Raw genomic sequence first — 23,904 nt, forward strand, 5'->3', positions numbered from 1 at the left:
GAAATAAAATTAGCTAAACCACGAAAAGATCGCCTTAAACATTTCCCAAATGAAGAACTTCACTTTCGGTTGAGCTGGCTCTTCGGTCGTGGAAGTTGCAATTGAAGCTGCTACTACCTCAGCTTTAGCGTCTTTTTTTACAACTTTCTCTGTGGAAGCAGCCTTGTCCTTGCTAGTTTTAGCCTTATCTTCTTTAACCGGTTGCTTTTCCTTGCCGTTCTCATCCGTTGTTTTGGCCACTACAACTGCTGCCGAAGCAACCGCTTCACCTGATACGGAATCTACAAAACATAACGGTGGAAATAAGACGCACCACCAATTTTGTCCTTCACCAGAACCAATCACAACACGCAATGCTTCATAATAACCGGCTGGGTAGACGTCATTTCCGTACATTTTGGTTGGAAAAGGGACAACACCAAGCTCCACTGTATGCGGGTAGTTGTAGCCGCGGGAGGCAATCATCTCGCCAACGAGTTGATCGAATTCAGGCAAATGCGCATTCACAACAGCTCTCGCCTCGTCCAAGGAATGGGGTTGGGCAACCCAATCTGCCATACGAGCAATAATCGCATCGCGAATCTCGCGTTTTAAAGCTTGGTCCTGCGCAGAATCCGAGTTTGCTAGAATACGCAAACGAATCGATTCTTCAGGTATCGTAGGCGAAATAACCGCCGCATTCGTACGATTGGATTCCCAACACATAATCATAAGTATAAGTGCAAAAACAATGAATGATAAGCTCTTAACTGAGTGGCGCTCCGTTCTCTTAACCATGGAGAGTAGCCCCTTTCCCGTTCCCGTCTTCTATCCTGAAATAACGATGTCCTAAACAGGGACAGCGTTATGGAAGCCTCGAAATTGGTGCAACCAATTTGAGGGCATTCCAGACATTCCATCTTCTGATGATGCCGCAGTATGCGGCAGTGAATGTCTACTAGCCAGTATGGACAATAGTGGGTGGGGCTAAACCTATGAATCTATTATTTTTGTAAAATGATAGAGTTGGTCCGCCAAGGGAAAAAGGCGGAAAGAAAGCAGCCGATTCTAGAAGGAAATCGGCTACTCCATGGAGCGGATCGCGATCACATGGCGATCGATCCCCTGGAGATCCTGCACGAAGCGGATCTCCGACCAATCCGTGGCGGCGCGCAGCAACGCCGCAACCGCCTCCGCCTGCCCGATGCCCACCTCGAACCCGACCACGGTCGGGATTCGTGGCAGCCGGTGCAGCTGCGAGATCATCCGGCGGTACAGGTCGAGTCCGAGGGCACCGCCGAACAAAGCTGTGTGCGGCTCGAATAGCCGCACCTCAGGCATCAGCGCAGGCAGGTCGCCATCCGGGATGTATGGTGGGTTCGACACCACCATATCCGGCGCGAGCCCGCGCTCAATATAAGGCTCGAGGAGGTCGCCCTCGAGCCACTCCACACGCGCAGCCACCCCGTGGCGCTGCGCATTCTTGCGAGCCATCTCCAGCGCTGCCGCGGAGATGTCGCTGGCCGCCACGCGCCACGCAGGGCGCGCGTGCGCGATCGTCACCGGGATGATGCCACTCCCGGTGCCCACATCCGCAAGGAGTGGAGCGCCTTGCGGGTACAGACGCGAGCCCTCGTGGAGCATCGCTTCCACGAGCAGCTCGGTCTCCGGCCGCGGGATCAGCACGGCCGGCCCAACTTCAAAGGGAAGGCCGAAAAAATCCTGCTCACCGGTGATGTATTGCACCGGTTCACCCGCGGCCTTCCTTGCAACGAGCTGGTCCCACGTCGCGACCAGCTCTACCGGCATCTGTTCCTGCCACCAGCGGAACAGCAGTTCAGTCCGCGTGCAGCCTCCTAAGAGGTGCTGCAACAATAACTCTGTGCAAGACGAAGCCTCTGCGACGCCTTGCTCCGTTAAAAAAGAAGAAGCCTTCACAAAGGCTTCTCTTACACTCATGTTTGCAATCGTCATTACATCGCCTCTAAGGCATCGGATTGTGCAGCAATGGTTAACGCTGACACAATTTCCGCCATATCGCCGTTAAGAACTGTCTCTAGACGGTGAAGCGTCAAGCCGATACGGTGGTCGGTAATCCGGCTTTGCGGGAAGTTGTACGTACGAATACGCTCTGAACGGTCGCCCGTTCCGACTTTGCTTTTACGCTCGCCGGCATATTTCGCTTCTTCTTCTTCACGCAATTTATCTGAAATCCGCGTACGAAGTACGCGAAGCGCTGACTCTTTATTGGAGTTCTGCGATTTACCATCCTGACACGTTGCGACGATACCCGTTGGTACGTGGGTTACACGCACAGCGGATTTCGTTGTATTAACGGACTGACCGCCTGCTCCACTGGAACAGAATGTGTCTACGCGAATATCCGCATCGTGGATCACGATTTCCACATCTTCTGCCTCTGGCATAACAACAACCGTCGACGTGGAGGTGTGGATCCGTCCACCGGATTCCGTTACTGGAATACGTTGAACACGGTGCGCACCGCTCTCAAACTTGAGCTTGCTATAAGCACCTTTACCCGTAATCATAAAAATAATTTCTTTAAATCCGCCCAAATCATTCACGGATGCATCCAAAATCTCCGTTCTCCAACCTTGCGCATCCGCATAACGCGTATACATCCGGTAGAGATCGCCTGCGAACAGCGCAGCTTCATCGCCGCCTGCCGCGCCGCGAATTTCCACGATGACGTTCTTGTCATCATTAGGGTCTTTCGGCATCATCAAGATGCGAAGATGTTCTTCGAGTTTAGCGGATTGCTCGCTAAGCTCGTCGATCTCCATTTTGACCATTTCGCGCATCTCATCATCCAGCTTCTCATTCTGCATCACTTTCGCATCAGCTAGCTGTTCGCTCACGCTCTTATATTCATTATAAGCATCGTAAGCTTCCTGAAGATCAGATTGCTCTTTGGAATACTCTCTTAGTTTCTTCGTATCACTCGTTACATCCGGGTCACACAATAACTCGCTTAGTTTGTCGTAGCGGTCCACAATGGACTGAAGTCGATCCAACATAGGGGATCACTCCTTTCTTATTTTTATCATCAATTAAACGTTGAAACGGAAATGCATAACGTCGCCGTCATTTACCACGTAGTCTTTACCTTCAAGACGAACTTGCCCTTTTTCCTTCGCACCCGCCATGGATCCAGCAGCAGCCAAATCGTTATAAGAAACAACTTCTGCACGAATAAATCCACGTTCGAAATCCGTATGAATGACGCCAGCCGCTTGAGGAGCTTTCGTTCCTTTACGAATCGTCCATGCTCTAACTTCTTGAACCCCAGCTGTGAAATACGTGTACAAGCCGAGTTTGCGATAAGCAGCTTTAATCAATCTATTCAAGCCGGACTCTTGAAGTCCCAACTCTTCCAGGAACATTGCTTTTTCTTCGTCTTCCAGCTCAGCAATTTCGGATTCTACCTTCGCGCTAATGGAAACGACTTCGTTGTTTTCTTTCTCTGCGAATTCCTTCACAATTTTAACATATGCATTCTCATCCGCTGTTGAAACTTCATCCTCACTCACGTTCGCCGCGTAGAGCACTGGCTTCATTGTTAGCAAATGTAGATCGCGAACCAGGAGGCGCTCATCTTCTGTCAAATCCAAGCTGCGTGCTGGCATATCATTATATAAGGCTTCTTTGATACGTTCCAAACACTCAACTTCAGCAACCACTTTCTTGTCGCCGCCCTTGAGGTTTTTGCGTGAACGCTCGATCTTTTTATCAACCGACTCAATGTCTGCCAAAATCAATTCAAGATTAATCGTCTCGATGTCGCCAATCGGATCGACTTTCCCAGAAACGTGAGTAATATTATCATCCTCAAAACAACGGACAACATGCACAATCGCATCAACTTCACGGATGTGTGCTAGAAATTTATTTCCAAGGCCCTCGCCTTTGCTCGCACCCTTAACCAAACCCGCAATGTCAACGAATTCGAAAGCCGTCGGCACGATGCTCTTAGGCACAACGATTTCCACCAGCTTCTGCAATCTCTCGTCTGGTACTTCTACTACCCCAACATTCGGATCGATCGTACAGAACGGATAATTCGCAGATTCTGCCCCCGCCTGTGTAATTGCATTAAACAATGTCGATTTTCCTACGTTCGGTAGACCGACGATACCTGCTTTCAAAGCCATTGTCGTTACAACTCCTTAATTTTCGAAAATCATCCTTCTTATTATATAGTACTTAGCGGGCAAAAAAAAGCCTGCAAGCTATTGATTGGCTGCAGACTTTTTTTCCATTGCTTTTTTGAACTCTTCATCCCGCTTCTGTTCGAAGTAAGTTTCAATCTGATTACGAAGAATAAACCCCCGTAATGCATTGCTTTGCTCGGCAGGAACGCTCTCGAAGCTGGCCCCGTAATAGTAGCCGTCTTCCTGCTTTTCTTTCCTTATAATTTCCAACCTGCACAGCATCTCAAAACCTAAATCCAGCTCAACTTGCAACATACATTTCTTATGAAGAATACCATCGATCATTGAATTATCATTAATAATAAAACCAATTCCGTTCATGGACATGTTTTTTATCGAAAATGCAATTGGATTTTCCAAGTGATGCTGCTCTTTTTGGGTAACATTTTGAAATCCTGCAATATATCCTACATTCTTCACATCGACCCGCGGGAACTCCCGTTTCTCCGAAAACTTCTTCCGATTCTCAGGTGGATTGATCACGATCAGTGAACCAGGCTCTCTAGCTACGACGGTCGAATGAAAAACGAATAGACCCGATTTCGTATATAACGTCATTTTCGTTTTATCACCCAGTTGAAATACATCGTATTCCGGCAGCTCAATCTCCATGATGTCTCCTTGTGCATAGGTAAGAATACCTGTTGACACGAAATCATCCTTCGCCACTACAGCTCGGCAATGCATTAATACCTCCGCATCATATCCTTCTTTACTCCCATATCGCTTCAAAGTATCCTGCTTCATCGCCATGCTCATCTTCACCCTCCCTATTGATGGATTTCATAGCATTTTTCCGCACAAAATAGACTGCCCCACACAGGGACAGCCTACCACCGCAATCAATAAAAGCATCGATTTTCGGTAACCAGGCTGCCGTAGTTCATAAGAACCGTAGACCCTCAGCTTTGCGTCCTTGCCTTTCAACAAGTTTGCCATTGTCGAACCCTGCTATTCATTTATGTAGATATCGTTGTTCGTTACTGGTCTAAATGATCTATCTTTCGTCCAAACTGGTCTAAAAGACCCACTGTACTCACCATTATACGTAGCTCATGCACTTCTTTCAACTAAAATCCTTGCATGGACCCTATTTTTATTGTATGAATGTGTAGTGGAAATTGAATATCCACAGGTTTATAAGTTATCCACATTGTTATCCACAGCTTGTTAACAACGAATATTTGTTCGGATCTCTATACACATGTGGATAAACTATTATTGCGAGGTGTCCCCCTGTGGATCAACATATCCCTTGGATGAGAGAAGCGATCGGTGAGGCGCTGAAAGCCGAAGCCATTCGCGAAGTTCCGATCGGCGCGGTCGTCGTCCATCAAGGTCAAATCATTGGCCGCGGTTACAATTTACGTGAAACAACCMTTGATCCTCTTGCGCATGCAGAGATGATTGCTATTAAACAAGCGAGCGAGTATTTGCAGGCTTGGCGCCTTCTGGATTGCCAGCTCTATGTGACATTGGAGCCATGTCCGATGTGCGCGGGTGCGATCGTGCAAGCGCGTGTACCTCAAGTTATTTATGGTACGGTGGATCCGAAGGCCGGCTGTGCAGGAACGTTAATGAACTTGCTGCAGGAAGACCGATTCAATCACCGAGTCGACGTGGTTAGCGGTGTTTTGCAAGAGGAGTGTTCCACGATGTTAACGCAGTTTTTCCGGAAATTACGGGGCAAGGCCTAAGCCCTCGGCTAACTCTACGAGCTTACTCATCGTATTCCAATTACGCGCCGTCGTTTGATTGCCAAGCTTCTGAATGTTACTTGCCAGCTTCGAATCCAACACGCTTTGCCGAAACAGAAAATATATGGTGCAGCCCCGTATCTGAAATTCATCTACTTCACTCTGTCCCTTGGATAAGATGTCGGTGAATGTCTGCGGGGCTTCTTCTGTTAGAACAGAAATTTGAATGCTCTCCCCTTCGGACAAAGCTTCTGCGTCATAGGGGCAATTCCTTACAAGTTCAGCTAGCTCCGCTGCGGTGCGCAAAATAACGGTAGGCGCTACGCCTGCCGCATCGCTGATTGCTTTTTCAATACGCGGGCGTAGGGTTTCTCCTGACTCTTCGGATTGGAACAACACATTGCCGCTTTGCAAATAGGTCTGCACTTGCGTTAATTCTAAGGCCTCTAGCGTTTTTTTTAAGTCAGCCATTTTGATCTTGTTCTTGCCTCCTACATTAATCCCACGCAGAAAACCAACATAAATCGTCATTGTGGCTTGCCTCCCTTACTTTAATTGGATGGAACGAATGATGAAGAAGATGATCGTGCCAAACAGCATCAATAGGATAAATCCTAATACCCATAAATTAAGCTCCGCGGTACCTTCTTTTGCACTTTCGATAACAGACCATTCAATGAAGCCAAACAGAATGACAATCACTGTTTTAAGACTGTTTATTAATAAACGCGCATTCTGGTACTGCACTCGGGCATTCTGTGATGTGATGGGAGTCGGATAATTATACACATGAGGAACCTTACTTAGGAGCGTCAAGCCAACATAGATGATAACGCCTATGAGTGGAAAGGCTACTAGGCTCATTTTGTTCCCCCAGCCATTGATCTCCCCTTTACCGTTAAAATGCATCGGAATTCGCTCAGGCATATCGTGCCACACGTAGGCGACATAAATGATCATACTTACGATAACGATCAGGGAAATGACATCGAGTATGATTTCAACTTTAGATCTATCGAGATGAATCACCGGACGTTGCTCCATACGACACCTGCTTTCGATTGGATTTCTTTTTCCACTATGTACTTTCCTTACTCCAAATCAAACCTCCTGCTTGAACGTGGGTTAAAATGGTTGCACCCCGAAAACATCTCGTGTTAGAATGACGATACTATGCGCCCGTAGCTCAGCAGGATAGAGCAACAGTTTCCTAAACTGTAGGTCGTACGTTCGAATCGTATCGGGCGCGTATAGTTCTTTTTAAACAAACATACGTAATAGGGGATTTCAACTCAGGTTGACAATCCCTTTCTTTGTTATTGCCATTATCGATTCATATTCGAAAGGAGTCCTCACTCCGATGACAACTCGCGCTATTTCATCTTATCGCATCCCGCTATTCTGTGCGGTCACGATGCTGTTCTGGATGTCGATGTACACCAGCGTTCCAATCATGGCGCCTTACGTGGAATTCCTCGGGGGAAGTCATCAATTGGCTGGCTGGATTGTCGGCATGTATGGCATCTCGCAGATGCTGCTCCGTATCCCTGTAGGCATTATGTCGGATCGATTTCATAAAAGAAGACTATTCATCACCTTCGGTCTTCTMTTCACTGCGATTACGGGACTCGGTCTGTGGTTCACGCACGATTTTACGTGGATCTTGATCCTCCGAGCACTTGCAGGGGCAGCCGCAGCGACTTGGGTTGATTTTACAGTACTATTCACGAGCTATTACAAGCATGAAGAGTCTACGAAGGCAATCGGTACGATCTCCTTTTTCAACTCACTCGGTCAGGTGCTGGGCATACTTAGTGCAGGCTGGGCAGCAGACAAGCTGGGTTGGGAATCCGTGTTCATTCTCGGTGCAGTGCTTGGACTGTTAGGCATGGTCGGTTCTTTCTTCCTCATCGAAAAAGTAGAGAAAGACGCGCCCAAAATCACCATGCGCGGAATCGGAAACGTGGCGACGGATCGCACACTTCTCTTTGTTTCTCTGCTCGCTATCCTATCGCAGGTGCTGATATTTGCTACGGTGTTCGGCTTCACACCGGTTTATGCGATGCAGCTTGGCGCAGATAAATTCTCGCTCTCCATGCTTTCTTTATTCGCTAACGTGCCTGTTGCACTAGCCTCTTTATTCGGTGGAAGGCGTTGGGCGATGAAATATGGCGAGAAACGCATGGTTGTAGCCGGCTTCCTACTTATGGGGATCTTCACCTTTACGGTGCCGTTCACCCATCATCTCTGGCTGCTCATGATTACACAGGCATTTGCTGGCTTTGGTCGTGGACTTTCGTTTACCCTGCTCATGGGGATGAGCATTAAGCATATGCCTGCGGATAAGCGGGCGACAGCGATGGGCTTTTTCCAGGCGATTTATGGACTCGGTATGTTCGTAGGGCCTGTCCTTATGGGCATCATCGGTGACTATTTCTCGCTCAATGAGGGCTTTATTGTACTCGGCATCCTCGGTGCCGGCAGTGCACTACTCGCATATCTGTTCGTTCAAAGCTCCGCTAAGAAACAACCTCTGGGGACAAACAAATCTACAATGGCGCAATGATTGTAAAGAGTGAATCTCACGATTCGCTCTTTTTTTTCATAAAGGTGCAGGGGTAAGATCGGTTGGACACGTCTATTCATGCGGAGAGGAGGAGAAGCATATTGAGGAGCACCTACTAATTGATCGTATTCTAAAAGGCGATGAAGCGGCCTTCCGTGAGTTAATTGCAAGGTATCGTCCGTATATTTTGCAGACGATCACTGCGATTGTTCGTCATCAGAAGGACGCCGAAGACTTGTCCCAAGAGGTTTGGACCCGCATTTACTTCTCTCTCCCTCGGTATGAAAAGAAAGGCCTGAAAACCTGGATGACGCGCATCGCAGTGAATCGGGCTATTGATTTCAAACGCGCCTCCAGCCGGCGCAAAGAGGACAGCGTCGCCGAATTCGAGGAGGCACTGTCTTCAGCAGGACCAGAGCCTCCAGAGCAGAGCGTGGAGCAGGAAGTGTTAGTCAGAGAAACGACGGAATTCGTTCGTCACAAGCTCCATCAGATCCCAGCAAACTACCAAGATGTGTTATTGGCCTATTATATTCATCAACAATCGTATCAAGATATTGCCGATGCTCAAGGCATTACAATCAAAACGGTCGAATCAAAGTTATACAGAGCCAAGATGTGGCTGCGAAATCACTGGAAGGAGGAGGAGTTTCGATGAAGGATCGTCATTTTAACCAGCAAGCGTGGTTGCAGTATGTGGAGGAGCGCCTGCCGTTACAAGAACAAGATGAGATGGAAAGTCATCTATATCAATGTGATGAATGTCTAGCCAACTATATGCAGTGTGTGGAGCAAGTAATTGCTATAACAGACATGGACGGTGAACAAACAACAGCTTATGTGAATGGCATCATAGCCAGAACGGTAGGAATGAAGCCTGCTTGGCACCGCTCGACCATGTTCCATTATGGGATTGCGGCTGCCGCGACGCTTGTGCTTGTGGCGACTGGCTTTTTCCATGGCATATCACAGGAATTAGGAACGTTCAGTGCCTTCAAGCCCGCTCCTCCTCTGGAAGCGCCTGCCTCACTTGAAGCTCAAGTACCGATTTCAGATCACCTTATCCATAAAACACTAACATGGTTAGACACCTTACAAAATGAACACAAAAAAGGAGGCCTAGAGCCTTAATGCCTACCAAAAGTAATCTTGTTGCATTCCTACTATCTTTCATCCCTGGTGTGGGTCATCTGTATATGAATCGTACTGTTCGCGGTTTATTATATGGCTTCCTATTCTTCGGGCTATGTTTCTTACTTTTTTTAGGTATTGTGTCTCATGATGCCGACAAATTCGCTTTTCTGCTTATTCCTATTGGGCTCACGTGGATCCTCAATATGGTTGATATCATTATCTACCTATTGAACGCTCCAGCGCCTATGCCAATTCCAACAACCTATCAACAACCGATGCCAGCTTATTATGGTCCTTATCCATCTGAGCAAGAGGTTCCATCTTGGAATGGGGATGCCGCTTCCTATTATGTTCAACTAGCACGAAGACAAGAAAGATCTAAAGTTCTCATGCTCTCCTTCATTCCAGGCGTTGGCCATTTCTGGCTTGGTTTAATGCAAAGAGGCCTTACAGCCATGATCTCCTTCTTCGGAATCGCTATTCTCGTGTTCTTCATCACCATTCTGACGCATAACCAAGGTTTTATCGTTTTCCTATTGGCGCTGCCAGTGCTCTGGTTTTATACCATGTTCGATGCGTTGAAGCAGTTGGATCGCAAGCAAGCTGGATATGAGCTCGTAGATCGCAGTATGTTTGAAGATTTCCAACGCGATGAACATGGACGCAAAAATCGGACCCTTGCCACGATTATCGCCATTTTCCCAGGTGCGGCGCACCTGTACTTATCGATGACCAAACGCGGTATCCAGTTGATGGCTGTGTTTCTTTTTTCCATTTACGTGTTGGATGTGTTGCGGCTGTCCCTTTTCTTCTTTTTGATTCCGATTCTATGGTTTTTTAGCTTTTTTGATGCCTTGCAGAGTATTTCTAAGTATGAAAATGGGACTTTAACTGACAAGCCTCTTGTCGAAAATTGGACAGCCTACCAACGCTATATTGGCGCTGTTCTCATCGTATTCGGCGGCTATTATATCTTCAGCGACGTCTTTGTGCAATTTATGTATCAGTTCCTACCCGCTTCGCGGAATTACATGTATTTGATCAACAACTTCAGCCAGACCTTCATTGTCGCTGTGCTCCTCATCGGAGGTGGCATTCGGTTACTACTGAATCGTAAGCAACAGGGCGCCTCCATAGACAACGAAAAAAAGAACCCCTAAGGGTTCTTTTTTCGTCGGCATTGATGATATTTCCTTGAACCTTGTTACAAATAAAACTTAAGTTAAATCTGCGTATAAAACACGGTAAGTGTCTTTAGCACATCGCCCTCCAGCCTGATTATAACAGGTAGAAAAGTCCTCTTTGCAATGGTTGTTTCCCTTTCGCTAATTGCTCCAACGGAACCACACCTCTCTGCTTGCCGACAATAATAGTATGACCCATTTACAAAATCTTAATCATTTTTTATAAAAAAATTAGTCGCCACCGTGTCCATGCCCTTCCGCAGCGTGCCCGCCGTGATGATTCTGGTTCTTCACTTTCTTAGATCCCGACAACGGCTCCTGATTGCCACCCGCGTTGTTTCGGTTTTTTACATTGCCATTATGAACAAGATTGTCGCCTGCGGAATAGTTTTTAGGTTTAGACATAGCTCCTCATCCTCTCCCTTTACGAATTTGTTCCTTCGTGATTTAGAGCATCTTGATGGCGGTGGTCGTTGACCTGCTGCTGGATCTGTTGCGCATTATGGGCATTGACTGGATTGGCATCCAAATCTTTAGCTACATTTTGCAAATTCTTATCGGGACTTTTTTGCTTCGTCATCACGGTGTCCTCCTTCTTACTTAGGCGTGGGTGACCTTCTGCAAAGCCTGTGCACACTCATGAATATGTCGCACATAATCATCGACTAGCGACTGTATAACATCGCTGCGTTCGTCAATATGTGTGGTTCCTTGCTGTACATCAGTTAGTTCTACCTTCACTTCTCTGGCGTCCACATACGTCACTTTAAAATCAAACGAATAGCCGGTATGCCCCGCCGTCATAATGTGCACGCGGATGGCATCGGCATCGCCTTCATCTGCCCAAACCCTTGTTTGATCAGAGGGCTGCAGAACAGTGGGCATGACATTCATCCACTCTTTCACGATTTCAGCTTGATTTACGCTAGGCTTATCTGATTTGCTCATAGGTAACACCTCCACATGATTAAAATGCGGAAGCCGCCCGTGTTTTATCCATGTAAAAAAACACCTACTCCCCCGCACGAATCAGATTCGTGCCGAGGGTAAGTGCTAATGCATCATCATTTATTTTACGATTTGCTGCAGAAGCATACCCAGCATCTTCGCGGCTTCCTCACGCGAAGCGAAATCCTTCGGCGCAAATGTATTTCCCGATTTCCCGGAAATAATACCAGCCTGCTGCAACGCTTTCGCCGCGTCTACGGCGAAGGCAGGAATCTCTGCACCATCTGCAAAAGGTGCAGCGCTCACCGCTTGCGGCAAGGTAAACTTCTGAAACTTAGCGAACCTCGCGATCATCGTGACCATTTGCTCACGTGAGATATTGGCAGCAGGTGCGAATACGCCCTCGCTTACACCGCTTGTAAGGCCGCTCTCAGCTGCCCATTGGACAGACTGGGCATAATAGCTGTCCGCCTTCACATCGCGGAAAATAGACGATTTGTAGGCGCTAAGATTCACGCCAGCCATACGAGCCAGCATCAACGTGAAATCGGCACGATTGATTTGAGCATTTGGTGAGAACTGGCCTTCTGCGGTTCCATTGATAATATTACGAGCCGCTAGGTATGTGATATAGCTCTTAGCAAAGCTTGCTGACGTATCGCCGAACGCAACGGGTGCATAACCAACCGCATACTGCGAGAAGTGGCTTACTTTGAAAACTAGCGTACCTGTAGCCGCGTCGTAGTAGCTATTCGAGACTTTGACGAGCTCGCCATTGTCTGCAATGTAAAAGGCTATAATGGCATTCGTATCTTCATTAGCCGCTAGTTTATACGGTACTCCAACCTCAACTGAACTTCCGTTGAAGGTGGAAACCGTTTTTCCACCGGCTGTGATGGTGAAATCGAAAACGGGGCGTTCACCAATAGCCGCTTTAACCGCATCACTATCCTTTACTGACATTTGTTGTGTGACCGCGGTTAGATCCGCTTTAGCGATAGACAGGGATACTTCACCCGTCGTCGCGGCAGAGGCGATGGCAGTMAGCACATTTTTATCCAAATTCACGGAGCCAATACCTAAGTCTAGCCTTACTGCTGTAGTGGAGCTATTGGCAACCTTAACGAGTGATTCCGCAGGCAATTTGATAACCACTTCTTTCGAAGCAGCATCTACAGTTGCTTTAATTTCAAGAATAGATGATTTCCCTGCTGATTCGGTCAACTGTTTTAAAGCATCCGTTACCTGTGCAACTGTAAGATTAGCCGTTGAAGTACCTGTGCTATCTTTGACAGTTGAGCTTGTAATCGTCGTTGTGTCTCCCTTGGTTGTTGGTTGGCTAGGTTGTGTAGTTCCCGCTCCTGGACCGGAGGAAGATGTGCCGGAAGAAGATACCGTTACCGGTACTTCCGTTGTCGCATATCCATCAGGGCTTATAGCTGTAATTACCGCGCTACCCGTATCCACGGCTGACACTAGACCTTCTGCACTCACCTTTGCAACCGCTGAATTCGAAGATTTCCAAGTAATCGTACCTGAGCCAACAGCATCTCCTGCAGCCGTCGTCACTGTTGCTGTGAGCTTGCTTGCAGCGTCTCCCTTGGTAAAAGAAAGTGAGGACCTTTCCACGCTAATCCGTTGTACATTAAGCTGATAGACAGCAACCGTTCCACCGACCTCATTTGCAACTAGAAGCAGTGGATTCCCATTCGGGCTGATCGCGGCAGGGATGAAATCGATTCCTTCTGGCCCCGTATCTGTATTCAGATTGTCCTTCGGTGTAAACACACGTGAATTCGTATAGTTCACGAACTTCGCATTCACTGGATCCGATACGTCATAGGTCATAATACCTCCGACACGCTCGAGTCCAACAAAAGCAAGTGTTCTACTTCCCACTTTCCCCACTTTAACATCTTCGGGCTCTGGCCCTTTCTTCGAGCTGCGATCATCTAAAGCTGTCTTGCTATTACTCGTGTTGAAATAGTTAGGAACGCGCTGTGCAGTCACTTTCTCAAATTCATTCCCACTATCATAAACTTGAGCCATCGTGTTTGCTTGCCAAATTGAGAAGGAACGGCCTCCGTATAGATAGATACTATCCGACCCCATATCACTAGCTACTTCTACGCCGTCGTAAGTCGTCTTACCAGCCAAGAATTGCGCTGCAGGTGAATTAGGTGCCAAGCTGCCTTTCATCGCGCCAATCGTGCTTCCATTGAGTCTCACACCTGGCCACTCGGTGACATCTCCCTCATTAGCAGAGAAGACATAAGGGATACCATTGATGGTTTGGCTTGCAATCCCATCTGGCATGTACATGCCGTAGAACGGGACATTTTCAAACTTTATCGCATTGTCCTTTACAAGATCCAAAGAATTACGCTCAAGGCTCAAATCCTTTAGTCCTAGCCCTTTAATCGAGATGACAGCTTTCGTCGCTAAATCAATCGTTCCAATCGCGTTATTCTCTTGGAAGGATACATAAGCTTTGCTATTATCTTCCGAAAGTGCAATATACTCAGGTTCCAGATCAAAAATTGCGTCTTGCTTCGTGCCTTCACCCGTAATCTGTATAGGGTTAGATGCACCACGAATATGAACGTTATTATCGATGACAGAAGGATCGGCAAATCTTAGTTGCGTCACGCTATCCATAATCGTATCTACAATAGTTATACTTCCCTCTGGATCTATGCCAGCCGTGCGAGGCTCGCCTTCATTCGCAGTTAAAATATATCTGCCATCTGTTGTGGATTTAATCATATCCGGCTGAATACCTGCGTCGTACGTTTTCACTACGTTGCCATCATAATCCAGAACGACGATTTTACCAGCTTTTTTGGAATCTAACTCTTGCACAGATACGGATACTTTCTTGGTGGTCGTATTCACATCCACACTTGTCAGGTCACCGTATAGGAAGCCGTTATTTTCAACTAAATCTTTTACTTTAATCGTTTTTTCTTTAACTAGGCCCTGCACAAGATCTAAACGAACGATATCTAAGCTAGGTGGATTCCCTGATCCATTAACCAGATAGAACTTATTGTTATCCTTATTGTATTTAACAATCTCGGCGACACCGCCGTTACTATTCGTAATCCCTACTTTAAAATCAGTGAGCTTCGTAATGCTCAACGTGTCTTTGAATAGGTTAGAAGCGGGTTCAACCTTAATCGTCAAATAACGGCCATATTGCGCTAACAAACTATCCGTCACTTTTACGTATACATTAGAAGTAACTACTTCCGTCGGCTTCCCATAGACTTCACCCGTGACAGAATTAATAGCTAATCCAGCAGGTAATCCTGTAGCTGCGAACGTAAATGGAGCTCTCCCTCCATAGACATTCATCAATACCGAGTAGTCTTCTTGCTCATAAGCTATAGGAAACGTTTCATTCGAGTATCCAAGCACGGACACATTATTGTCCCATTGCCCGAATGCGCCATATTTAGGTCCTTTAACTGCCAATTCCTGCGTAGTCGAATCTGCAATCCCGAACTGCCCGAAATCCTGCTTGTTATTATCCGTATCTGTTAGTGCTTTGCGACGGACAGATATCTTTTTGGAAGTACCTTCTGAAGATCCTCTCGGATATTCAAATTCAAAACCATCAATGTCCGTTTGAATATTTATATTATCGCCGTCATTACTTCCTGTACCGATCATATCAACATAGCCAGTCGGTTTAGGTACATTTGAGAATGGATTTTTATTGGTTATATCAAGCTTCGTCTGATTGCTCATCAAAACAACTTTTAAGCCTTTATTATTAATAAAACGATTGTTCCATAATTGATCATAAGTTGTTGTAAGATTCAATTTGGGTGCAGATGCTAACGTCGCTTCCCCACGAATGAGGAATGAAGATTTAGCTTTAATCGTGCCAACAAGGTCTAATTTATCCCAATCTCCAGTTGGCCCTATTAGATCAGATGATCCACGATCCGCATATTGCAAAGACCAGCCCGTTAAGCTGATATCACTGCTCGTTGGGTTGTACAACTCTATAAATCCATGGGAAGATGCTGTATTCCCTGTGTCCGTTTTCAAGCCGCCGCCATAGACCTGATTGATGAATACATGCGGTACCGTCACATCGTAAGTGCCATTCGCTTGATACGGCGTTCCTGGTGTTATCGCTACAGCGCTTGCTGGAGTGGCTATTGCTAAAGAACTTATCGTGACTGCCACGGATAAAAGTACCGAGACTACCTTCGTTCCAACCTTCTTCACAGGGTTTTCACTCTCCTCATATTGGATAATCTCGTCCATTATAAGAAAAGCTCCAGCTACTAAATACCCACTTTTTGTTAAAATATGATTTAGATTATGTAAATGTCGCTCCCTGGATGCCCTATCAAAATGAAAACAAAAAAAGCCACACGATTTCAAGAATCGCATGACTTTTTGGTTGGGTATTACCTTGGCTACGGAGAGGGTGGGATTCGAACCCACGGAGACCTTGCGACCTCGGCGGTTTTCAAGACCGCTGCCTTAAACCACTCGACCACCTCTCCACGATAGGCGTCTCCGATTAGGGAGACGACCTTGTGCAGTGACAAAAAGCATTGTAGCACATAATCGCAACTCGTTGCAAGTGCTATTTTTTCGTGATGACTTTTACGTTGTTCATGTAAGGTACAAGCACGTCTGGAACGATAATCGAACCATCCGCTTGCTGGTAATTTTCAAGAATCGCAGCGACTGTACGACCCAGAGCTAAACCTGATCCATTCAGCGTATGCACGAACTCCGGCTTCGCCTTCGCATCGCGGCGGAAGCGAATGTTCGCTCTGCGCGCTTGGAAGTCTTCGAAATTGGAGCAGCTGGAGATCTCGCGGTATGCGCCGCTGTTAGGCAGCCATACTTCCAGATCATACGTCTTCGCGGATGTGAAGCCAATATCGCCTGTGCAGAGTGACAGCACACGGTAAGGCAGCTTCAACAGCTGTAGAACGCGCTCAGCATGGCCTGTAAGCTTCTCCAACTCCTCGTAGGAGTCTTCGGGCTTAACAAGCTTTACAAGCTCAATTTTGTTGAATTGGTGCTGTCTGATTAAGCCCCGTGTATCACGACCAGCGGATCCTGCTTCCGAACGGAAACAAGCACTGAACGCCACGAAGTTAACCGGCAGCTGTTCATTCGTTAGAATATCCTCACGATGATAATTCGTGACCGGTACTTCCGCTGTCGGAATCAAGAAATATTCCGAATTCTCCAGCTTGAACACATCTTCCTCAAACTTCGGAAGCTGTCCTGTACCTGTTAGGCTTTCACGGTTGACGATATAAGGAGGCAGCATTTCTTCATAGCCATGCTCATCGCTGTGCAAGTCCATCATGAAGTTGATCAGTGCGCGCTCTAGGCGAGCTCCAAGCCCTTTGTAGAACACGAAACGCGAACCTGTTACCTTCGCCGCCGCTTCGAAATCCAGAATGCCTAGGTCCTGTGCAACTTCCCAGTGCGGCTTCACTTCGAAATCGAACGTAGGAATGTCGCCAATTCGGCGTACTTCTACGTTCTCTTCCTCTGTACGGCCTACAGGAACGCTGGCATGCGGCATATTCGGAATGGAGAGAAGAACTTGTTGTAAGGACTCGTCCAAGACACGGATTTCATCATCAAGCTCTTTAATGCGGTCTCCGACCACTTTCATTTCTTGAATCAGCTCATCCGCGTTTTCACCGGCTCTTTTGCGTCCCGCTACCTCTTGGGAAACAGTATTACGACGGTTTTTCAGCTGTTCCGTTTCTTGCAGCAGCTCTCTGCGCTTCACATCTAATGCTGTGAAACCATTAAGCTCCTCGATCTGCTTGCCGCGGTTTTGCATGGCAGCTTGTACAGCTGCTAAATCACTTCGAAGTAACTTTACATCAAACAAGGAGATTCCTCCGTTAGCGCAAAATGGTTTGTATATGGAAGCAAGCACCCATACCGGCAATCCGGCTAACTCGGGGTGCTTGAACCATTGGTTATGCTTGGCTTTGCTTTACCATGTCTAAGAAATAACTGTGCAGACGGAAATCATCCGTCAGCTCTGGATGAAACGACGCCGCAAGGAGATGCCCTTGCCGCGCGGCTACGATCTGGCCGTCATACGTGGCCAGTACATCCACATCTGGTCCCACTTTCTCAATGAGTGGGGCCCGAATGAATACCGCGCGAACGTTCTCGTCAATGCCTTTGATCGGCAAGTCCGTCTCAAAGCTTTCGCGTTGACGACCGAACGCGTTGCGAGCCACCGTAATGTCCATCAGCTCGAGATGAGCTTCCGGTTGTCCGGTGATCTCTTTCGCGATGACAATCAACCCCGCGCAGGTGCCGAACACCGGCTTGCCTGCCGCGGAGAACTCACGCAACGCATCGATGAAGCCATACGTGCGCATAAGCTTACCAATCGTCGTGCTCTCTCCGCCCGGGAGAATAATGCCATCTAGCTCAGCGAGTTGCTCGGAGCGTTTAACAACGACACCTTCGGCTCTCGCTTTTTCAATACCACGTATATGCTCTGCTACCGCGCCTTGCAGCGCGAGAACCCCAATCTTCGTCATTACCAGCCGCGCTCCTGCATACGCTCGGAAGCTTGAAGCTTGGAAATTTCGATTCCCTTCATAGGGGCACCTAGGTTTTTGGAAATTTCAGCAATCAATTTGAAATCAGTGTAGTGAGTTACAGCTTCAACAATCGCTTTCGCGAATTTCTCTGGGTTATCGGATTTGAAAATACCAGATCCAACGAATACCCCATCAGAACCAAGGTGCATCATAAGCGCTGCATCAGCAGGTGTGGATACACCGCCAGCTGCGAAGTTAACTACAGGCAATTTCCCTGTTTGGTGAACTTGCAGAAGCAACTCGTAAGGAGCGCCAAGTGTTTTCGCTTCGAACATCAACTCGTCCAAAGACATGCTTTGAACTTTACGAATTTGACCTTGAATTGTACGCATGTGGCGAACAGCTTCTACAATGTTACCAGTTCCTGGCTCACCCTTTGTACGAAGCATGGATGCACCTTCACCGATACGACGCAAAGCTTCGCCAAGATCACGGCAACCACATACGAAAGGCACAGTGAAATCACGCTTGTTAATGTGGAATACTTCATCCGCAGGAGTAAGTACTTCACTCTCATCGATATAGTCAACGCCTAGGGATTCAAGAATTTTGGCTTCAACGAAGTGACCAATTCTTGCTTTCGCCATGACTGGAATGGATACAACTTTCATAACATCTTCAACAATTGTTGGATCTGCCATGCGGGATACGCCACCTGCTGCACGAATGTCAGCGGGTACGCGCTCAAGCGCCATAACAGCGGACGCGCCAGCTGCTTCTGCGATTTTAGCTTGCTCGGCGTTCATAACGTCCATGATGACGCCGCCTTTTTGCATTTCGGCCATACCTGTTTTAACGCGGGAAGTTCCAGTTTCCATTCTTTATTTCCTCCTATAGCTTCTATGCAATTTCTGTGTAGTTCCCTACACGATTCGATATAAACTTCTAAACAACAATTTTACATGAAGGAGGGGTAATATACAACCCATTTTCTGGCCTAAGAGCCGCCCTTGATCCCATTGAACATATCGCTGAAGAAGTTTTTAATGGAGCGGAACAGCAACCTGATCCAGCTGCCTTTTTCAACATCGCCATCTGCAATTAGTTCTACTGTTTTTTCTTGCCCATTGTAGCTTACTTTGACTTTCCCTAGCGTGTCGCCTTTCGCAATTGGAGCTACTAGCTTGCTTTCTTCAACAGACTCTGTCGTCACTTTGAAATCCGTATCTTTCGCGCCTTTTCTAGCAACGAACGTTACACCTGTTTTCGTAACTAGAGGTACTTCCAATTGTACACCCTTCTTAATGTTCACACTTTTCAAAGAATCTATCGTCTGTTTCGCATTCAAGAACGGTTTTATCTCAAAATTATTAAAGGCATAGTCCATCAGCTTGCGTGTTTCATTAAAACGTTCTGGTTCCGTCTTCGTCCCCATAACAACTGTAATCATACGCATACCGTTACGTTCTGCGGTCCCTGTGAAGCAGTAGCCAGCATCATCGGTAGAGCCGGTTTTCAAGCCGTCTAACCCTGCATACGCATATTTCTTAAAGTTAGTGTTCGTTGAATTCCCTTCGAGCATCCAGTTCCAGTTGATCATGGGTGATTTATCTGTCGCTCTCAGCTTCAAGGAAGGGATCTTCGTAAATTCTAGAATTTCTTTATGGTCCTTCAAAATATTATAAGCAAGAATCGCCGCATCGCGAGCTGTCATCTTCGTCTCACCTTCAATGGAAGCAGGTGGATTCTTGAGATCCGCACGTGAAAGTCCTGTCGCACTTATAAAATGCGCCTTATCCGACATGCCAAGCTGTTTCGCTTTGTCATTCATCATTTTCGCGAAATTCTCTTCTGTACCGCCGAGCAACTCAGCAAAAGCGACAGAAGCATCGTTCGCGGAATAAATGGACATCGCATTGAACATATCTTTGAATGTCAGTGTTTCATTCTCGGCAATCAACTGACCAGAACCAATGACGTCTGCCGCGTTCTTAGTGGCTGTCACAGGGGAGTCCCATTTGAATTTGCCTTCTTTAATGCTTTCCATCGCCAAATACTCTGTCATCATCTTCGCCATACTTGCCGGAGGAAAAGCTTCATCTGCATTCATTTGAAACAGGACTGATCCTGTGCTGGCTTCCATAATTATCGCAGATTTCGCTGCTACTTGAGGCTCATTCAAAGCTGGTGCTGGTGTAGTCCCTGCATTAGGTGCAGGAGTTGTTACCGCTGCTGGGGATGGAGAAGCCGCAGGCTTTTTCTCATCTGCCGCGTAGGTTGGCTGTATATGTAAAAGTAAGGATTGAGCAATTAAGCTAATACCTAACACCAAAGCAACCTTTTTCTTTGTAAAACGTAACAATCTCACAATTTCACTCTCCCTAAATAATGTTTGGATAACACATATGACACGTTATATTGTATCACACCCCATTAGACAAAAAAAAGAAAACGTGGGTTCAACTCCCACGCCTCCAATTTCATCCATATTGTGACAAGATATAGGGATCTTTTAGCGGAGCTAAACGTCTCTCATCTACATCGAGTAATTTGGTGCTTCTTTGGTAATTTGAATATCATGCGGATGGCTTTCTTTCAAACCTGCTCCCGTAATACGAACAAATTGCGTATCATGAATAAGTTCTTGAATGTTGCGTGCGCCACAATACCCCATGCCTGAGCGAAGTCCCCCAACCAGTTGATACACCGTATCCGCCATTGGCCCTTTGTAAGCCACACGTCCCTCAATGCCTTCTGGAACTAGCTTGCTCTCGTTCTCTTGGAAGTACCGATCCTTGCTGCCTTCCTTCATCGCACCTAAGGAGCCCATTCCGCGGTAAACCTTATATCTACGACCTTGGAAAATCTCAGACTCACCCGGACTCTCTTCTGTCCCTGCAAAAAGACTACCGATCATAACCGCGCTAGCTCCTGCAGCAATTGCTTTAACCACATCACCGGAGTACTTAATCCCACCATCGGCAATAATCGGAACACCAAACTCGGCCGCTGCTTGTGCGCAATCATAAATGGCAGTAATTTGTGGAACACCAATCCCTGCAATAATGCGAGTCGTACAGATCGATCCAGGACCGATCCCCACTTTCACCATGGAAGCTCCTGCTTTGATCAAATCGCGTGTGCCATCGCCTGTCGCAACGTTACCTGCGATGATTGGCAGTTCTGGATATTGGGCTCTCAGCTTCTTCACAGTTTCTGCGATGTTAATATGGTGACCATGTGCAGAATCCACGACGATGACATCAATACCCGCTGTAACAAGCGCTGCGGCTCTCTCTATCACGTCTTTAGATACACCAACAGCGGCACCAACAAGTAAACGCCCTTGAGCGTCCTTAGCCGAGTTAGGGAATTGAATAGCCTTCTCGATATCTTTAATCGTAATTAACCCTTTAAGACCAAAATTCTCGTCTACCAAAGGCAACTTCTCAATTTTATGCTTCTGAAGGATGCCTTCTGCTTGCTGAAGTGTCGTGCCAACTGGTGCTGTCACAAGACCTTCCTGCGTCATCACTTCTTTAATTTTAATGGAATAATCATGTACAAAGCGCAAGTCGCGATTCGTCAAAATACCAACTAAACGATTATTTTCATTTACAATCGGTACCCCTGAAATGCGGTATTTCGCCATCAACTCTTCTGCATCATAAACGTGATGTTCAGGCGTCAAGGAGAAAGGGTTGGTGATAACGCCACTCTCTGACCTTTTGACACGATCAACGTGTTCAGCTTGCAGCTCGATCGGCATATTCTTATGGATAATTCCGATGCCACCTTCACGGGCCATAGCAATCGCTAGCGCGGACTCCGTCACCGTATCCATAGCAGAGCTAATGAACGGGATATTTAATTTCACACCAGGCGCCAGTTGCGTCGAAACGTCGATCTCCTTACCGAACACTTCGGACTTCCTCGGCACTAACAAAACATCATCAAACGTTAAACCTTCCTTGCCAAACTTATCTTCTCTCACAGCGTTCCATGTCCTCCTTAAGCCCTCTATCTGAAGAAAGCTTGATTCATTAGCCTTGCGTATGATTGCAATCTTAACAAAAGCCTATTTTTGGTGTCAAGGAAAAGGACGAGTAGACAGCTCCCACCATGCCTCGAATAAGTCGATTCCGTTAACGATAGGAGTACGTGCTGCTTGGATTCCAGAGTAGGAACTGCTCGATCCCTTGCTCCTTCGCTGCCTTAATCTGCTCCTTTACATCGATCACACCATACTTTTTATGAGGCTTTACCCATGTTGCCGTAAAATCCTGATACCAAGGCCTGATCTGTGCAACCTGACTGTTGGAACGTGCTAACTGATGATTTTTCCATTTGGCGTCGTTAATCGCTTGATGAATAACCGCATACGGCTGCAAATCCGGGCTTTTGATGCCATAGATACCGCTGGTATAGTGTGAAGGGTACAGCATTGGAGAAATGAAATGAACCTCCTTACTAATCATCGCCCAATCTTGTCCAATACCCATATCATTAGGTAAAGACGTCGTTAATCCGAACACATCTGCCGAAATATACGCCTTGTTGCCGATCTGTTCCTTCGCTCTATGCAGAAAATTTGCGATATCCTGCGCCTTACTTAGCTTCTGCGGGTTATCGAAAAGTACCTCGCGGTCCACTTTCTGACCATTCTCCGGAAATCTCACATAATCAAACTGAATTTCATCAAAACCCAGATTAGCTACTTCATTGGCGATTTGAATATTGTAGTCCCATACATCTGTCTTAAAAGGGTCTACCCACGCGATTCCCTTTGCGTCCTTCCATACACTTCCGTCCCTGTTTTTCATGGCATATATACTCTTCTTCTTACTTAAATAAGGATCCTTAAACACAACCAGCCTAGCTATCGTATAAATATGCTTCTGCTTCAATCTCTGCAGCTTCGCTTTCATATCTTGTATAATGACGTGGCTATTCGCCCCGATTTCATTGACCAAAGGAACCGTTGAGGGATAGGTTACCTGGCCGGAATCGTTCTTAACATCAATCACCATCGCGTTTAAATCCGTATGCTCCACCAGCTCAATCAATTGCTCGAATTTAATGCCTACGGAGGACCAGGCGGATACATAAATACCTTTCACGATCGGTTTAGCAGGCATGGAAAAAGAAGGATTTACAGCTACAGCCTGCGGAATCTTCTTCGATTCTTGATTAGGCGCAAGGCCCATGCTTCCTACATGACTTAAAGAGTGAAGTGGATTTGCCTCTTCCTTCACTTCTTCGATTTTCGTTGAGCAACCATTCATCATCAGCGTTACTATCGAACAAAGACATACCCTGCCCATCCATCTCATGCTGCTTGTTGAACTCATCGTCATCCCTCCTCGTAGGATTAGTATGGTTAAAAAAGCATTATTTACAGATACAAAAAAAAGAGTCTTTCTGGAAAAAATCCAGAAAGACTCTTAAGTGTTGCTTGGCAACGTTCTACTCTCCCAGAACCCTGCGGTTCAAGTACCATCGACGCTGGAAGGCTTAACGGTCGTGTTCGAGATGGGAACGCGTGGATCCCTTCCGCCATCATCACCAAACAGTCAAAGCGTTTGTTTGCGCCTTGAAAAC

Annotated in this window: 22 protein-coding genes, 2 tRNA genes, 1 rRNA gene and 1 riboswitch; of the genes, 6 read left to right on the forward strand and 19 right to left on the reverse strand. The window is 46.7% G+C overall.

Annotation, left to right across the window (positions count from 1 at the left end):
* Positions 1-9: 9 nt before the first annotated feature.
* The 5 genes from spoIIR to AB4114_RS29065 form a co-directional block, all read right to left on the reverse strand.
* On the reverse strand, positions 10-777 hold the full coding sequence (gene spoIIR, locus AB4114_RS29045) for a stage II sporulation protein R (RefSeq protein ID WP_441991566.1): 768 nt from the start codon (positions 775-777) through the stop codon (positions 10-12).
* A gap of 285 nt (positions 778-1,062) precedes the next feature.
* The gene (prmC, locus tag AB4114_RS29050; protein WP_441991567.1) at positions 1,063-1,953 is read right to left on the reverse strand and encodes a peptide chain release factor N(5)-glutamine methyltransferase; all 891 of its coding nucleotides are present in this window, start codon (positions 1,951-1,953) and stop codon (positions 1,063-1,065) included.
* Positions 1,953-3,017 carry a peptide chain release factor 1 gene (gene prfA, locus AB4114_RS29055; RefSeq protein WP_171633392.1) on the reverse strand — a complete coding sequence of 355 codons (1,065 nt, stop codon included), beginning with the start codon at positions 3,015-3,017 and terminating at the stop codon, positions 1,953-1,955. Before prfA ends, prmC begins: the two co-directional genes overlap by 1 nt.
* Positions 3,018-3,050: 33 nt before the next feature.
* Positions 3,051-4,151 carry a redox-regulated ATPase YchF gene (gene ychF, locus AB4114_RS29060; protein ID WP_441991568.1) on the reverse strand — a complete coding sequence of 367 codons (1,101 nt, stop codon included), beginning with the start codon at positions 4,149-4,151 and terminating at the stop codon, positions 3,051-3,053.
* A gap of 78 nt (positions 4,152-4,229) precedes the next feature.
* Positions 4,230-4,970, reverse strand: a complete 741-nt coding sequence (locus AB4114_RS29065) for a PilZ domain-containing protein (protein ID WP_441991569.1) — start codon at positions 4,968-4,970, stop codon at positions 4,230-4,232.
* Positions 4,971-5,071: 101 nt separating this feature from the next.
* A riboswitch (cyclic di-GMP riboswitch) is annotated at positions 5,072-5,158 on the reverse strand.
* 291 nt (positions 5,159-5,449) lie between these two features.
* On the opposite strand from AB4114_RS29065, the gene tadA reads away from it, so the two are divergent.
* Positions 5,450-5,908 (forward strand): tRNA adenosine(34) deaminase TadA, encoded by a 459-nt coding sequence (tadA, locus tag AB4114_RS29070; RefSeq protein ID WP_441991570.1) that lies wholly within the window; start codon positions 5,450-5,452, stop codon positions 5,906-5,908.
* Here tadA and AB4114_RS29075 read toward each other — a convergent pair.
* Both AB4114_RS29075 and AB4114_RS29080 read right to left on the reverse strand, forming a co-directional pair.
* Positions 5,891-6,439 (reverse strand): DUF1697 domain-containing protein, encoded by a 549-nt coding sequence (locus AB4114_RS29075; RefSeq protein WP_441991571.1) that lies wholly within the window; start codon positions 6,437-6,439, stop codon positions 5,891-5,893. The genes tadA and AB4114_RS29075 overlap by 18 nt on opposite strands.
* A 15-nt stretch (positions 6,440-6,454) precedes the next feature.
* Positions 6,455-6,952 (reverse strand): DUF1648 domain-containing protein, encoded by a 498-nt coding sequence (locus AB4114_RS29080; RefSeq protein ID WP_441991572.1) that lies wholly within the window; start codon positions 6,950-6,952, stop codon positions 6,455-6,457.
* Positions 6,953-7,083: 131 nt separating this feature from the next.
* On the opposite strand from AB4114_RS29080, the gene AB4114_RS29085 reads away from it, so the two are divergent.
* The 5 genes from AB4114_RS29085 to AB4114_RS29105 all read left to right on the forward strand — a co-directional run bounded on the left by AB4114_RS29085 (position 7,084) and on the right by AB4114_RS29105 (position 10,768).
* Positions 7,084-7,157: transfer RNA gene (locus AB4114_RS29085), tRNA-Arg, on the forward strand.
* Between the two features lie 111 nt (positions 7,158-7,268).
* The gene (locus AB4114_RS29090) at positions 7,269-8,474 is read left to right on the forward strand and encodes an MFS transporter (protein ID WP_441991573.1); all 1,206 of its coding nucleotides are present in this window, start codon (positions 7,269-7,271) and stop codon (positions 8,472-8,474) included.
* Between the two features lie 127 nt (positions 8,475-8,601).
* Positions 8,602-9,132: an RNA polymerase sigma factor gene (locus AB4114_RS29095; protein ID WP_441991585.1), complete on the forward strand. Its 531-nt coding sequence runs from the start codon at positions 8,602-8,604 to the stop codon at positions 9,130-9,132.
* Positions 9,129-9,605, forward strand: coding sequence for a hypothetical protein (locus AB4114_RS29100; RefSeq protein WP_441991574.1), 477 nt, complete (start codon positions 9,129-9,131; stop codon positions 9,603-9,605). Before AB4114_RS29095 ends, AB4114_RS29100 begins: the two co-directional genes overlap by 4 nt.
* Complete coding sequence (locus tag AB4114_RS29105; protein ID WP_441991575.1) at positions 9,605-10,768, forward strand: hypothetical protein; 1,164 nt, start codon at positions 9,605-9,607, stop codon at positions 10,766-10,768. Before AB4114_RS29100 ends, AB4114_RS29105 begins: the two co-directional genes overlap by 1 nt.
* 255 nt (positions 10,769-11,023) lie before the next feature.
* On the opposite strand, the gene AB4114_RS29110 is transcribed toward AB4114_RS29105, so the two are convergent.
* The 12 genes from AB4114_RS29110 to rrf all read right to left on the reverse strand — a co-directional run bounded on the left by AB4114_RS29110 (position 11,024) and on the right by rrf (position 23,873).
* Positions 11,024-11,197: a small acid-soluble spore protein P gene (locus AB4114_RS29110; protein WP_441991576.1), complete on the reverse strand. Its 174-nt coding sequence runs from the start codon at positions 11,195-11,197 to the stop codon at positions 11,024-11,026.
* 19 nt (positions 11,198-11,216) lie between these two features.
* Positions 11,217-11,372: a hypothetical protein gene (locus AB4114_RS29115; protein ID WP_200963579.1), complete on the reverse strand. Its 156-nt coding sequence runs from the start codon at positions 11,370-11,372 to the stop codon at positions 11,217-11,219.
* Between the two features lie 20 nt (positions 11,373-11,392).
* A complete protein-coding gene (locus tag AB4114_RS29120) occupies positions 11,393-11,740 on the reverse strand; it encodes a hypothetical protein (protein WP_441991577.1) in 348 nt (115 codons plus the stop codon).
* A 120-nt stretch (positions 11,741-11,860) separates the two neighbouring features.
* Positions 11,861-16,021 (reverse strand): choice-of-anchor I family protein, encoded by a 4,161-nt coding sequence (locus tag AB4114_RS29125; protein ID WP_441991578.1) that lies wholly within the window; start codon positions 16,019-16,021, stop codon positions 11,861-11,863.
* Positions 16,022-16,179: 158 nt separating this feature from the next.
* Positions 16,180-16,266 (reverse strand) — tRNA-Ser (locus AB4114_RS29130).
* Positions 16,267-16,349: 83 nt separating this feature from the next.
* Positions 16,350-17,630 (reverse strand): serine--tRNA ligase, encoded by a 1,281-nt coding sequence (gene serS / locus AB4114_RS29135; protein WP_441991579.1) that lies wholly within the window; start codon positions 17,628-17,630, stop codon positions 16,350-16,352.
* Positions 17,631-17,721: 91 nt separating this feature from the next.
* Complete coding sequence (gene pdxT / locus AB4114_RS29140) at positions 17,722-18,300, reverse strand: pyridoxal 5'-phosphate synthase glutaminase subunit PdxT (RefSeq protein ID WP_441991580.1); 579 nt, start codon at positions 18,298-18,300, stop codon at positions 17,722-17,724.
* The gene (gene pdxS / locus AB4114_RS29145) at positions 18,300-19,181 is read right to left on the reverse strand and encodes a pyridoxal 5'-phosphate synthase lyase subunit PdxS (RefSeq protein WP_056611791.1); all 882 of its coding nucleotides are present in this window, start codon (positions 19,179-19,181) and stop codon (positions 18,300-18,302) included. Before pdxS ends, pdxT begins: the two co-directional genes overlap by 1 nt.
* Before the next feature lie 119 nt (positions 19,182-19,300).
* A complete protein-coding gene (locus AB4114_RS29150) occupies positions 19,301-20,671 on the reverse strand; it encodes a D-alanyl-D-alanine carboxypeptidase family protein (protein ID WP_441991581.1) in 1,371 nt (456 codons plus the stop codon).
* Positions 20,672-20,839: 168 nt separating this feature from the next.
* On the reverse strand, positions 20,840-22,297 hold the full coding sequence (gene guaB / locus AB4114_RS29155; RefSeq protein WP_441991582.1) for an IMP dehydrogenase: 1,458 nt from the start codon (positions 22,295-22,297) through the stop codon (positions 20,840-20,842).
* A gap of 151 nt (positions 22,298-22,448) precedes the next feature.
* Complete coding sequence (locus tag AB4114_RS29160; protein WP_441991583.1) at positions 22,449-23,654, reverse strand: putative glycoside hydrolase; 1,206 nt, start codon at positions 23,652-23,654, stop codon at positions 22,449-22,451.
* A 102-nt stretch (positions 23,655-23,756) separates the two neighbouring features.
* Positions 23,757-23,873: ribosomal RNA gene (gene rrf / locus AB4114_RS29165) — 5S ribosomal RNA — on the reverse strand.
* Positions 23,874-23,904 lie beyond the last annotated feature (31 nt).

The organism is Paenibacillus sp. 2RAB27, from assembly GCF_052115445.1.
Lineage (GTDB): Bacteria > Bacillota > Bacilli > Paenibacillales > NBRC-103111 > Paenibacillus_E.